The sequence below is a fragment of the Thermodesulfovibrio sp. TK110 genome (genome assembly GCF_054658355.1).
The window spans coordinates 927,082-940,354 of record NZ_BAAHNB010000001.1; the positions used below are offsets into that span (position 1 = coordinate 927,082).

At 33.8% G+C, this 13,273-nt stretch carries 14 protein-coding genes; 8 read left to right on the top strand and 6 right to left on the bottom strand.

Annotation, left to right across the window (positions count from 1 at the left end):
• Positions 1-11: 11 nt before the first annotated feature.
• From ACYQ3X_RS04820 to ACYQ3X_RS04840, 5 genes are read left to right on the top strand one after another with little or no spacing between them, the layout of a single operon-like run.
• A complete protein-coding gene (locus ACYQ3X_RS04820) occupies positions 12-1,214 on the top strand; it encodes an amino acid ABC transporter substrate-binding protein (RefSeq protein ID WP_460180687.1) in 1,203 nt (400 codons plus the stop codon).
• Between the two features lie 56 nt (positions 1,215-1,270).
• Positions 1,271-2,149 (top strand): branched-chain amino acid ABC transporter permease, encoded by an 879-nt coding sequence (locus tag ACYQ3X_RS04825; protein ID WP_460180688.1) that lies wholly within the window; start codon positions 1,271-1,273, stop codon positions 2,147-2,149.
• 1 nt (position 2,150) lies between these two features.
• Positions 2,151-3,107, top strand: a complete 957-nt coding sequence (locus ACYQ3X_RS04830; protein ID WP_460180689.1) for a branched-chain amino acid ABC transporter permease — start codon at positions 2,151-2,153, stop codon at positions 3,105-3,107.
• A gap of 11 nt (positions 3,108-3,118) precedes the next feature.
• The gene (locus tag ACYQ3X_RS04835) at positions 3,119-3,862 is read left to right on the top strand and encodes an ABC transporter ATP-binding protein (RefSeq protein WP_460180690.1); all 744 of its coding nucleotides are present in this window, start codon (positions 3,119-3,121) and stop codon (positions 3,860-3,862) included.
• Positions 3,862-4,566: an ABC transporter ATP-binding protein gene (locus ACYQ3X_RS04840; protein ID WP_460180691.1), complete on the top strand. Its 705-nt coding sequence runs from the start codon at positions 3,862-3,864 to the stop codon at positions 4,564-4,566. The genes ACYQ3X_RS04835 and ACYQ3X_RS04840 overlap by 1 nt, the downstream gene beginning before the upstream one ends.
• On the opposite strand, the gene ACYQ3X_RS04845 is transcribed toward ACYQ3X_RS04840, so the two are convergent.
• The 5 genes from ACYQ3X_RS04845 to ACYQ3X_RS04865 form a co-directional block, all read right to left on the bottom strand.
• On the bottom strand, positions 4,551-5,138 hold the full coding sequence (locus tag ACYQ3X_RS04845; RefSeq protein ID WP_460180692.1) for an alpha/beta hydrolase family protein: 588 nt from the start codon (positions 5,136-5,138) through the stop codon (positions 4,551-4,553). The genes ACYQ3X_RS04840 and ACYQ3X_RS04845 overlap by 16 nt on opposite strands.
• Positions 5,139-5,993, bottom strand: a complete 855-nt coding sequence (locus tag ACYQ3X_RS04850; RefSeq protein WP_460180693.1) for a universal stress protein — start codon at positions 5,991-5,993, stop codon at positions 5,139-5,141.
• Positions 5,994-6,082: 89 nt separating this feature from the next.
• Positions 6,083-7,168 carry a sulfite exporter TauE/SafE family protein gene (locus tag ACYQ3X_RS04855; protein WP_460180694.1) on the bottom strand — a complete coding sequence of 362 codons (1,086 nt, stop codon included), beginning with the start codon at positions 7,166-7,168 and terminating at the stop codon, positions 6,083-6,085.
• Between the two features lie 24 nt (positions 7,169-7,192).
• Positions 7,193-7,486 (bottom strand): hypothetical protein, encoded by a 294-nt coding sequence (locus tag ACYQ3X_RS04860; protein WP_460180695.1) that lies wholly within the window; start codon positions 7,484-7,486, stop codon positions 7,193-7,195.
• A 1-nt stretch (position 7,487) separates the two neighbouring features.
• Positions 7,488-7,919, bottom strand: a complete 432-nt coding sequence (locus ACYQ3X_RS04865; RefSeq protein WP_460180696.1) for a hypothetical protein — start codon at positions 7,917-7,919, stop codon at positions 7,488-7,490.
• Positions 7,920-8,084: 165 nt separating this feature from the next.
• Here ACYQ3X_RS04865 and lon point away from each other — a divergent pair, with 165 nt between their 5' ends.
• On the top strand, positions 8,085-10,088 hold the full coding sequence (lon, locus tag ACYQ3X_RS04870; RefSeq protein ID WP_460180697.1) for an endopeptidase La: 2,004 nt from the start codon (positions 8,085-8,087) through the stop codon (positions 10,086-10,088).
• A gap of 22 nt (positions 10,089-10,110) precedes the next feature.
• Here lon and ACYQ3X_RS04875 read toward each other — a convergent pair whose 3' ends face one another.
• Positions 10,111-10,278 (bottom strand): hypothetical protein, encoded by a 168-nt coding sequence (locus tag ACYQ3X_RS04875; protein WP_460180698.1) that lies wholly within the window; start codon positions 10,276-10,278, stop codon positions 10,111-10,113.
• 163 nt (positions 10,279-10,441) lie between these two features.
• Here ACYQ3X_RS04875 and ACYQ3X_RS04880 point away from each other — a divergent pair, with 163 nt between their 5' ends.
• Positions 10,442-11,902 (top strand): ATP-binding protein, encoded by a 1,461-nt coding sequence (locus ACYQ3X_RS04880; RefSeq protein ID WP_460180699.1) that lies wholly within the window; start codon positions 10,442-10,444, stop codon positions 11,900-11,902.
• 1 nt (position 11,903) lies between these two features.
• Positions 11,904-13,250, top strand: a complete 1,347-nt coding sequence (locus tag ACYQ3X_RS04885; RefSeq protein ID WP_460180700.1) for a sigma-54-dependent transcriptional regulator — start codon at positions 11,904-11,906, stop codon at positions 13,248-13,250.
• Positions 13,251-13,273: the final 23 nt, after the last annotated feature.

Consider the following 13,273-nt stretch of genomic DNA (forward strand, 5'->3'; position numbering starts at 1 on the left):
GGAGGGGTAAAATGAAACGAGCATGTTTAATGATTCTGGTATTAAGCTTGATTTTTTTATTTGTAGCTCAGGCTTTTTCTGCTGATGTGATCAGATTTGGCGCAGCTCTGTCTCTTACAGGAAAACTTGCAAAAGAAGGAAATCTTGTAAAGAATGGTTATGAACTGTGGAAAGAAACTGTAAACAAACATGGAGGTATAAGAGTAGGAAACAAATATTATAAGGTTGATATCAAATACTATGACGATGAAAGTGATCCGAACAGAGCAGCAAAGCTTGTAGAAAAACTTATAACTGAAGATGGTATCAAACTCATTTTGGGTCCATACGGCAGTGAATCAGTTTTTTCAACATCTGCGATTACTGAGAAATACGGAGCTTTAATGGTTCAGGGAGGTGCTGCTGCAGACAAACTTTATACAAGAGGTTTTAAAAATCTATTTGGAATTTATACAGTAGCCACTGAATATATGGATGATACTTTAAAAATGTTAAGGAATAAAACTCCTAAACCAAATACTGTTGCAATTGTTTATTCAAACGATCTTTTCTCCACTCAGGTTGCACAGGGTGCATATGCTTCAGCTCAAAAATATGGTTATAAAGTAGTATATTACAAGGATTATCCAAAGGGAACACAGGATCTATCAACAGTTATTGTGGAAATTAAAGCTAAAAATCCTGATATTCTTATAGGATGTGGACATTTTCAGGATACTGTTGTAATAGTTAAACAAAGTAAAGATTATAAATTAAATCCTAAGGCAATTGCATTTTCAGTTGGTCCAACTTTACCCGATTTTGTAACAGCACTTAAAGGTGATGCTGAATACATTTTTGGTTCAGCTCAATGGACCCCAACTTTGAAATATAAAGATCCTGTTTTTGGTTCAAATGCAAATTTTGTAAAAGCCTTTAAAGCAAAATTTGGTGTTGAGCCAAATTATCATGCTGCAGGTGGCGCTGCTGCTGCAGTTATATTCCAAAGAGCTATTGAAAAAGCTGGCAGTTTCACAGATATAAACAGAATAAGACAAGCACTTGTCAGCTTTAATGAAGAAACACTATTTGGAAAAATTAGATTTGATAGCACAGGAAAAGTTGTTGGTAAAGGAATGCCTGTTATCCAGATACTGAGAGGACAACAAAAAACAGTATATCCTGAGGCAGCTGCTGAGGCTAAACCAGTATATCCAAAACCAGCATGGAGATAATTCTTAAAAGCCCGGAATTATTCCGGGCTTTTTATTAAATTTATACGAGGGAAGATATGATAATATTACAAATTCTTCTGAATGGTATTTTTCTTGGTGGTTTTTATGCTCTTATTAGTGTTGGTTTTTCTCTTGTCTGGGGAGTAACAAACATAATTAATCTTGCTCACGGAGCAATAGCTCTTTTAGGAGCATATATTACTTTGTTTTTATTTCAATATTATGGGATTGATCCTTTCTTAAGTCTTCCTTTCAGTTTCATACCTCTTTTTATCTTTGGATATATTTTACAAAAGTTTTTGCTTAATCTGGTTGTAAAAGCTCAGATTTTTATGCTTCTTATTTTAACCTTTGGTATAGAAATATTTCTTGTAAATTTTATGACAACTTTTTTCTCTGCGGACTTCAGGTCTGTTACTCCTGAGTATGCAGGAGAAAGTTTAATAGTTGGAGACATTGTTATACCTTACATAAGACTGGCTGTATTTGCGATATGCGTGTTAATTACATTACTTTTAAGTCTTTTCCTCAATAAAACATGGACAGGAAAGGCAATTAAAGCCACATCTCTTGATATTGATGCGGCAATGATGGTGGGAATAAACCCAGCAAAAATTTTTGCAATAACCTTTGCAATTGCTTCAGGATTGGCAGGAGTTGCTGGAAGTCTTTTCTCATTAACACAGGCATTTTCTCCATCTGTTGCAGGTTCTTTAACTTTAAGAGCTTTTATCGTAAGTATTCTTGGTGGTCTTGGAAGAGTTGAAGGAGCTCTTTTAGGTGGAATTATTCTTGGCATTATAGAAACATTGAGTTCTTACATTATTGGAGAAAGTTATAAAAATGCTATTACTCTGGCAATAATGGTTGTGGTTCTTGTAATAAAGCCAACAGGAATCTTAGGGAAAAAATACTTTGCGGAGGTAAAGCATTGATATGAAAAAAAGTGTGATCTTATTTTTTGTATTTATTGCCATATTAATTTTGCTTCCATTTTTAGTTTCAGGATACTGGCTAAGAGTTCTTACACAGACATTTATGTTTGCAGCTATAGCTACTGGAAGCAATATAATCATAGGATTTACAGGATATCCAGCCTTTGGAAATATAGCATTTTTTGGGATAGGAGCATATGTGACGGCAGTACTAATGACAAAGTATAATTTGTCCTTTTTCCTTACCCTTCCATTTTGTGCACTGTCAGGATTTCTGGTTGCTACAATTCTGGGAATACCACTTTTAAGACTTAAAGGACACTATTTCGCTATTGCTACAATAGGAGTAATGGAAGCAATAAAAGAAATCATTGATAACATGACAGAAATAACAGGCGGAGGCATGGGACTTACATTGCCTATTATGGAAGGCGATCCTGGTTACATATATAAATTTTTCTACTATGAAATCTTTTCAATAATGCTACTTACTGTTTTGATAGCTTTTTTAATATTTCGTTCAAAATTTGGATATGCTTTAAGAGCAATCAGAATTGACGAAGATGCAGCATCTGTAATGGGTATAAATACATCACTTTTTAAAACAATATCTTGGGCTATAAGTGGAGCTCTTGTCGGCATAGCTGGTGGATCATATGCTTACTGGTTAACATATATTGATTCTTCTACAGTTTTTCAAACTTCCTATTCTGTAAAAATGTTTGCAATGATTTTGCTTGGTGGTGGAACAACTGTCCTGGGTCCAATGATAGGAGCTTTTATTCTTGAGCTTGTCTCAGAACTGGTATGGAGCAAATTTATAGAAATTCATGGAATGATACTCGGACTGTTGATTATATTAATTGTCATATTTATACCAAAGGGATTATTTGAAACCTTTAAAGGAGGCTTTTCATTTAAAAAAATTATGATTAACTTGAAAGAAAATAAACTCTGAGGTGTTGCAAAATGATAATGCTTGAAACAAAAAATCTTGCCAAAAAATATGGCGGACTTGAGGTTTTAAATAATGTAAATCTTAAAGTCTACAAAGGAGAAATTCTTGGGTTAATAGGTCCTAATGGAGCTGGAAAAACAACTCTAATGAATCTTATATGTCGCCTGACTGAGATAACAAGGGGTGAAATTTATTACAAAGGAGAATTAATAAACAATAAAAAAACATACGAAATCTCAAAAATGGGAATAGCAAGAACATTTCAGGTTGTTAAACCTTTCAAGGGGCTGTCAGTTCTGGAAAATGTTATGGTGGGAGCATTTTATGGTAGAAAAAATGCAAAAACCACAGCAGAAGCAAAAAATATAGCAATGGAAGCATTAAAAATAGTTGGACTCTTAAATGAAAAAGACAAAGAGCCAAGCATTTTACCAATAGCTCAGCGTAAAAAACTTGAACTTGCAAGAGCATTGGCAATGGATCCTGAACTTTTAATACTTGATGAGGTTATGGCAGGACTTAATCCAAAAGAGCTTGATGATATAATGAAAGAGATTCTGCTTTTGAAAGAAAGAGGAATAACAATAATAGCCATTGAGCATGTCATGAAAGTTATAATGGAAATATCAGATAGAGTTGTTGTTCTCCATTTAGGAAAACTTATTTGCGAGGGAAAACCTTATGAAGTTTGCAATAATCCACAAGTAATTGAAGCCTATTTAGGAAATAAATTTGCACAAAGAGGGGTGGCATAATGAAATTTTTTGAGGTTAAAAATCTCAATACAGGTTATGGTGACCTGCAGATATTAAGAAATGTTTCTCTTGAAATCAATAAAGGTGAAATAGTTGCTCTTCTTGGCTCAAATGGAGCTGGAAAGAGCACATTAATGAGAGCGATTGTAGGACGACTGAGAGTATGGAATGGAGAAATCATTTTTAAGGACAGAAATATTGCCAATCTTTCACCTGATAGAATTGTTAAACTTGGAATAAGCCTTTGTCCAGAAAGAAGAAGAATATTCTCTGGTATGACTGTAAAAGAAAATCTTGAAATAGGAGCATATCAGAGAAGAAATGGATTAAAAGAAAGAATGGAAAAAGTTTTCTCCATTTTCCCGAGACTTTATGAAAGAAAAAATCATCTTGGTGGAGACCTTTCTGGTGGTGAGCAACAAATGCTTGCAATTGGAAGAGCACTAATGAATGAGCCTGAACTTCTTTTAATAGATGAATTTACATTAGGGCTTGCTCCCACAATAGTTGAAATTCTTGTTGATGTGGTGAAAAAGATTAATGAATCAGGAGTAAGTATTTTATTGGTTGAACAGGATGTTCATATGGCACTGGAAATAAGTGACAGAGCATATGTTATGGAAGTTGGCGAAATAACAATCTTGGGAAGTTCAAAAGAACTTCTTGAAAATCCACAAATAAAAGAATCTTATCTGGGTATGTAAGTTAAGATTCTGAAAGGAATCCAGTGAGAACCAGAGATAATATGCGTCTGAGCAAATGGGAATATTTTTTTAAGATCAAATAAAGCTGTAATGGGTAAAATTTTATCACCGCTTCCGTGTATGAAAATGAGCTTAATTTTAGGATAATTCATATAATTAAACTCAGAAAAAACTAAAAATTTTAACCCTTCTTTTAAGGCATTTTTATCAACTTTGACAGGTAAAATTGGCTTACATCCTGCATTCAGTAGAAACTCCTTTATAACTGCTTCTGGTTGTATTTCCATCTTATCAATCATTCTTCTAAGGATTCTTGGATTTACATAATCGGTAAATTTTTTAAATCCTGCCACAACAATTATTTCATTGAATCTTAACGAGAAAAATTGAAAATTTTTAAGAATAATATGTCCACCTGTTGACCAGCCAATCAGCGTTTTCCCTGATTTGTCTTTAAAAAAATCTAAAATCCCTTGCTCATCTAAATCAATAAATGGAACTATAAAATGCCACTCTTCTGGCACATCCAGTGCTTCTCTAAAGCCTGCCCAACCTGATATGAAATAGTTCATTTATGATTTCACAACCAATACAGGCACCTTTGAAAGTCCGATCACTCTCTGGCAGGTGCTTCCCATAAGAAGCCTTTTAAGCCCTGTTCTACCATGAGAACCAACAACAATAATATCAGCTTGAATCTCGTCTGTTTTCTCAAGAATCTTTCTGTAAGGCTCTCCTTCTTCTATAAAAATTCTGGGAGAAATGTTTTCACCATGAAATTTAAGTTCAAGCTCTTTCAAATACTTTTTTGTTTTATTTACCTGTTCATCATAAAGTTCAGGTTTTACAGCAAAAACTGCTGAAGGAACTTCTACTGCAGAAATCAGGTTTATCTCTGATTGAAAATCTCTTGCAATCTCTATTGCTTTATTGCAAACTTTTTCTCCATATTTAGAAATATCAACAGCCACAAGGCATCTATTCCATTTGATAATTGAATTTTTTGGCACAACTAAAACATCTGTATTACTATAACCAATTACTCTTTCTGTCACACTTCCCATTAAAACCTGCTGAAGAGCACTTATCCCTTTTTTGCCCATAACTATTAAGTCTGCTGAGATTTCTTCACTTACATCAACAATTTTTTCAAAAGGTTCTCCTTCTTCATAAAGTGTTTTCACAAGAACTTGATGTTTATCAGCTATATCTTTAGCTTTTGAAATATTTTCCTTATAAGGTTTGCTGATTTCTTCAACAGAAACTCCAATGCCTAAAAGACTTAAATCTCCGTGATATGATGGTGCAACAGTCAGCACAAAAACCGTAATGTTTTTTCTCTTTGCAAACTTAACAGCCTCTTCAAAAGCATGAAAACTCTCCTCTGAGCCATCAATGCATGCAAGCATTCTTCTGTAAAGAGCCATCTTTACCTCCAGTGTAATTTTTTAAATCATTTATAAAATTTTAAAAAAGGGTGAAAATTTATTCAAACCCGTTTTTTTAATTTTAAATTCTACTTAACTGTGACTGAAGAGGTTGCAACAATCTTCTGTATTTTCCTTTCTTCCCGTAACCCCTTAAACAATGCTGCACATATAATACCTGCTCCCAATACAAGAGCTGTTATCATAACAGCAAAACTTACAGTTTTAAGGACGGTAACTGTAGCACCTGATAAAGGAGATATTATTCCAAGTTGACCGAGATAAACTGGAACCATCAAGCCTCTGCTAACAAGAACAACAAGCATAATAACACCCATCACTATCTTTATCATATAATCCTTAACATATGTAGTTCCAATTGCTCCAAGTTGAACGCCAAAAAGAGAGCCTGCAAGAATTATCATTGAAAGTCTAATATCTACAAATCCGCTCATCGCATATTTAAATGAACCAACCAGTCCCATAACAAAGGCAATGACAAGCTCCGTTGCGGATGCCATTAATGCTGGAGCACCGAGCACATACATCATAGCAGGAACTCCTATAAATCCTCCAACTGCAATAGTGGCTGCAAGCATACCTGTTGCAAAGCCAAGTGGAATTGTAAAAAGAACAGAAACTTTTGCATTGAGGCTTTTAAAATAAACCATGGTTCCAGGAATGTGAATTGACTGAACCCATTTTGCGATTTTTGTAATTCCTTCTGGTTTATTTGATTTATCATTATTTTTAGTCTTTATTGCATCTAAAAGCACATAGCTACCTACGATACCAAGAACAACAACAAATGCAACACTTACATAAAGATTTGAACCTGCATCACCAAATGTTTTCTTTATGTATTCCTGAATATGAGCTCCGAATAAAACTCCTGCCTCAGCAGAAGCTCCCATAACAAGCCCAAGCTTAACATCAACCTGTCCAAATTTAGCTCTTTTTATAGCTCCTACAAGTGCCTTTGGAAACTTATGGCACATATTTGATGCAACAGCAACCAGTCCTGGAACCCCCATACTCATCATTCCAGGAGTCAGGACAAAGGCTCCACCTGAACCAATAAATCCGCTTACAAGCCCTCCTACAAGCCCTACAAAGAATAGATACATCACATTCATCCAGTTTAAATCAACAAAATTTGTTGTAAGTTCAATCATCGTTAACCTCCTTTCCTTAATTTTTTATGCTCTTAACTGAGTTCTAACTTCTCTTCTCTCAACAGGTCTCTCATGTTCAGTCAATTCAAATCTCTTCTTCTTTGCTTCAATACCGAGCGTCTGCCAGAAGTAGTTTGTAAAGTTACCATGAGCAAAAGAGAAAATAAAAGCAGTTGCCAATGGAAATAAAGCATAAAGCCCTCCTCTTGAACACAACACCTTAACCATAGGTTCATTAAAGAAAAGCGCAGCATACAATGTTGCTGTAGTCACTCCAAAGAACAAAAGCTTCACCAGAGTTTTCTTCTTTCTTGCCATTTTACCCTCCTACTAAATTTTTATTTTGTTGAACATACACTAAAGGAATTTTCCCGAATTTCATTTCTTCAACCAATTTTTCATCTGCTATGATTACCAAATCTGCTTTATCAAGGACTTTTCTAACACTGAGTTCCTTTAAACTTTTAAATTCTGAAATTTCATAGAAAATATCTTCTTCATTTAACTCTTCTATCTGCTTTTTTATTCCTTCATGTTTAATAAGAATTTGTAGTATTCCATTGACTCTTTTTGTTAAATTCAGAGCATACTTTATTACATATCTGTCTTCCTCTAAACCTGAAAGAACTACTGAAACAACTGTTTTTTTTCTAATAATCTGCTTGCTTGCTTCAAAATCGCCTGCTTCAGCGAAAGTTATTGCAGACATGTAGTCATCAAATCTGCTTATAAAATCTTTTATTCTTTTCATAAACTTTCTCCTTAACGAACTTCCTACTTATATAAAAATCAATTAATATGCCAGAAGATTAAAAATTTAAAATTCATTGAATTTATAGGGATTTTTTAATTCATTCAAAAAATTTATGTTGCAAATTGCATCGTCATGTTTGTAAAATGCAATAAAGGAGAAAAAATGAGGTTTTTTAAAAAAAATTATCAAATTGATGAAACTCAAATAACCATAATTGAAGAACTGAGAAAAAAAATTTCTCAATCTGGAATGCCTTCTCAAGTTCAGGAGATTGCTCTAAAAGAGCTTGACCTTCTTTCAAAGATGAATCCATCTTCAGCAGAATACACTATTACACTGACCTACATTGAATATCTTGTAAGTCTGCCATGGAATAAAAAAACTTCTGATAATCTTAATCTTCAAAGAGCTGAAAGGATTTTAAATGAAAGACATTACGGGCTTTATGAGGTAAAAAACAGAATTCTTGAACATCTTGCTGTAAAAATCCTTTCAGCAAACAAAAATCCGAGAATACTAATTGTTGATGATGAAGAAATAACAAGAAAAAACCTTGAACATGTTTTAAAAAAAGAAAACTATGATGTGGTCGCAGTTAAAAACGGAGTTGAGGCACTTAAAATTCTTGATGAACAGAAATTTGAAATAGTTCTTACTGATATAAAAATGGAAGGAGTAGACGGTTTTGCAGTGCTTGAAAAGGCAAGAGCAAAATATTCAAATACAAAAGTTATAATGATAACAGCTTACGCAGCTGTGGATAACGCTGTTGAAGCAATAAAAAGAGGAGCATTTCACTATATTGCAAAACCCTTTAAAATAGAAGAGATAAAACTATCAATAAAACAGGCAGTAGAAGACAGGCTTTCAACTATTTCAACAAAAGGCTCCATATTATGTTTTGCAGGTCCACCTGGAACAGGAAAAACATCCATTGGTAAATCAATTGCTGATGCTCTTGGAAGAAAATTTGCAAGAATATCACTTGGTGGAATAAAAGACGAGGCAGAAATAAGAGGGCATAGAAGAACCTATGCTGGTGCAAAACCTGGTAGAATAATAGAGGAAATCCGCAGAACAGGAGTGGCAAATCCTGTTTTAATGCTTGATGAGATTGATAAAATCTGTCAGGACTTCAAAGGAGACCCAGCATCAGCGCTCCTTGAAGCTCTTGATCCTGAACAAAACTATGCATTCATTGACCATTACCTTGATGTTCCATTTGACCTTTCTGGAGTTATGTTCATAGTAACTGCAAATATACCTGATAATATTCAGCATGCTTTACTTGACAGGATGGAGGTTATAGAATTTTCAGGATATACAGAAGAAGAAAAGAAAAATATAGCATTGAAACATTTAATTCCCAAGCAAATAAACGAGCAGGGTCTTACTGATTTCCCTCCTGAGTTTACTGATGAAGCTATTTTAAAAATTATTCAGGATTACACAAAAGAAGCTGGAATAAGAAATCTTGAAAGAATGATTGCAACAATATGCAGAAAAATCGCTACAGAAGTTGTTAAAGGTAATAGAGCCAGAAATTCAGTAAAAATAACGCCTGAGATAGTAGAACAGTATCTTGGTCCAAGAAGATACTATTTTGAAGTAGCTGATGCAAAAAATAGAGTTGGAGTTGTAACAGGACTCGTATGGACGGAAACCGGCGGTGATATTATTTTCGTAGAAGCAGCTAAAATGAAGGGTAAAAGAGAACTAATTCTTACAGGTTCACTTGGAAACATAATGAGAGAGTCTGCCCAGGCAGCACTGAGCTACATAAAAAGCAATGCCTCAGTATTTGGTATTTCAGAAGAGATATTTGAAAACCAGGACATACACATTCATGTTCCTCAGGGAGCAATTCCAAAAGACGGTCCTTCAGCAGGAACAACAATTGCAATGGCTTTAATTTCTCTTTTCACAAACAGACTTGCAAGAAGAGATGTGGCAATTACTGGAGAACTTACTTTAAGTGGAAGAATACTTCCTGTTGGCGGTATTAAAGAAAAAATTTTAGCGGCAAAAAGAGCTGGAGTAAAAACAGTCATAGTTCCTCGCAGGAACAAAGCAGACATTGACAATCTGCCAGAAGACTTTAAAAAAGGATTACAAATTATATTTATGGAAAAGATTGAAGATGTCGTTGATATAGTGCTTATTTAAAAGGGGCTTATAGCCCCTTTTACTAAGCTCTCATGTGAGGTCGTATTTGCTGCTGAGGTCTTATTCTGTCTTTCTTTCTATGAATATATTGCTGCCGTAAAATTTCTCTGGCTGTATCAAACTCTCCTGACTCAGCAAAACTAATAGCTACAAACAAATTTTCAAAAAGTTGTGCAATTTTTTTTAACATTTTTAAACCTCCTTTTAAATTTTCTAATAAATAAATTAGCATTTTTTATGCCAGAAAAAATTTTTTTAATTTACTTAAGTTTTTAATGTTAAGAATTCCCATCAATTGTTTCAGAAATAAACTAATTGTTGCATTTTGCAATTTGTATATTTTAAATTAAACTATGTTTCCTAAAAGCATTGCACAGAAAATCATGCTTTTTTACATTACTGGAATATTTGTCACTGTTGGTTTATCAGTGGTGGTTCTGTATGATATATGGCTGATCACACAAAAAATAGAAGCGGAAGAAAGTATCTCTAATTTATTTGAAACAATTCAGGAAATAAGAAGAACAGAAAAAAATTTTTTTCTTTATAGAAACGATACAGACTATCGTGACAACTTAGAATACATTAAAACTGTTAAAAATTTTATCACTAATGAGAAATTTGAAGGATTGAAGATAGAAAAATCAATTAAAAAATTATCAGATACTCTGCAAAGTTATGAATTATTAATGTTACAGTTAAGAGAAAAAATAAATTCTCACTCTGGTCATAATCTTGAACAGTCTATAAGAGAAAAAGGTAAAATCCTTACTCACATAGCAGAAGATATTAAAACAACAGAACGCAGGTTAATAAAAGACAGTCTTAATAACATTTTGAAATACAGCATTTTTCTGATAATTATATTTTTTGTTATTCCTTTTATTTCTTTTGGGTTAGGTCTCACAAGATTGATCTCCAAACCATTGAAAGAGCTTGAAGAGAAAATGAAAAAGATCGCAGAAGGCAAAATATATTGTATTGAAGTTAAATCTCATGATAAAGAGATTCTTTCACTGGTGAATACTTTTAATAAGGTTTTAAAAGAACTTGAATCAAAACAAAAGCAATTGATTCAGGCTGAAAAACTCTCCTCCCTTGGAACGCTTCTTTCGGGAATTGCCCATGAATTAAACAATCCACTATCAAACATTTCAACTTCCTGTCAGATACTTATTGAAGAGCTTGAAGAAGCAGATAATGAATATAAAAAAGAGCTTCTTCAGGCAATAGAATCCCAGACTGAAAGGGCAAAAAACATTATCAGAACAGTACTTGATTTCTCAAGAAGAAAGGAGCTTAAAAAAGAAAGGATTCTTGTCAAAAACTTAATTGACGAAACAATAATTTTAATCAAAGGTGAAATTCCAACAAAAATTAACTTAGTTATTGATGTAGAAGAAAACCTTACGATATATGCTGATAAACAGCGGATTCAGCAGGTTCTTTTGAATCTCATTAAAAACGCAATCCAGGCATCTGAACCAGAAGGAGAGGTAAAAATCAGGGCTTACTCATACAGCCAGGAAGTTCTTGATAAATATCTGTTTTTTAAAAAAGAAGGAAAGTGTGTAGGAGATATTTCTCTTAATAAAGAATTCGTTATCTTAGAGGTAAAAGACAACGGTCCAGGAATCCCTCAAGAAAACCTGTCAAAGATTTTTGAACCATTCTTTACTACCAAAGAAAACAAAGGCTCAGGATTAGGACTTTTTATAACACAGGAATTAATTAAAGACCACGACGGCTGTATATGTGTTGACAGTGTCCCTGGACAGGGCACAACATTCGTGGTAATGCTTCCGGGACAGTAAAATGACAAAAATTCTTGTAGTGGATGATGAAAACATAACTTTAAAAAATCTTGAACATGTAATGAAAAAAGAAGGTTATGATGTGACAGCCACTCAGAACGGTGTGGAGGCTTTAAAACTTATTGAAAAACAACCATTTGATATAGTTTTAACTGATATAAAAATGGAAAAAGTTGATGGCTTTGAAATATTGAGAAAGTGTAAAAGTCTTTATCCAGATATGGAAGTAATAATGATAACAGGTTACGCTACAGTAGAAAGCGCTGTTGAAGCAATGAAGGAAGGAGCCTTTTACTATATTTCAAAACCTTTCAAACTGGACATTATTCGCAAAATTGTCAAAGAAGCCTCTGAAAAGGTAAGTCTTAAAAAAGAAGTTAAACAACTCAGGGAACAGCTTGATTTTCGCGAAAAAGTTAACATAATTACTCAAAACATTAAAATGCTTAAACTTTTAGAGATTGCTCGCCAGATATCTCCCACAGATTGCAGTGTTTTAATTACTGGTGAGTCTGGCACAGGAAAGGAACTCTTTGCAAGATACATTCACTTGAATTCTTTAAGGAAATCAGGACCTTTTCTGGCTGTAAATTGTGGAGCTTTTACAGAAGAACTTCTCAGTAATGAGCTTTTTGGACACGAAAAAGGAGCTTTTACAGGCGCTACAGCACTAAAAAAAGGATTAATTGAAATAGCTTCATCTGGCACTTTATTTCTTGATGAAATAACAGAGATGTCTCCAACCATGCAGGCGAAACTTCTAAGAGTTATTCAAGAAAAAGAGTTTTTCAGGCTGGGAGGCACGGAGCCAATCAAAGTAGATGTGAGATTTATAGCAGCAACAAACAAAGATATTCGTGAGGAAGTCAAAAAAGGAAAATTCAGAGAAGACCTCTATTACAGATTAAATGTGGTTAGTCTTGAAGTTCCTCCTTTAAGAGAAAGGAAAGATGACATTCCTTTACTGGTTGCATATTTTGTGAAAAAATATGCTTCAATTATGAAAAAGGAAGTAATAAAAGTCTCAGATGAGGCGATGAATCTCCTTATAAACTATGAATATCCGGGAAATGTCAGAGAGCTTGAAAATATTATTGAAAGAGCTGTTGTTTTAAGTAATTCCTCCCAAATTGAAATTGAACATCTTCCAGATGACTTAAAAGATTTAAAAATTCAGGTTTTTACTAAAAAAGAAGGAAAATTCATGACACTGGATGAACTGGAAAAGGAATATATTATATGGGTTTTAAAGGAAGTTGACAACAACAAGACACTTGCAGCACAGATACTTGGAATTGACAGGGTCTCGTTATGGAGAAAATTGAAAAACTACGGGATAGAGAATTAATCTAAAATTGCCCTATCCTTTAA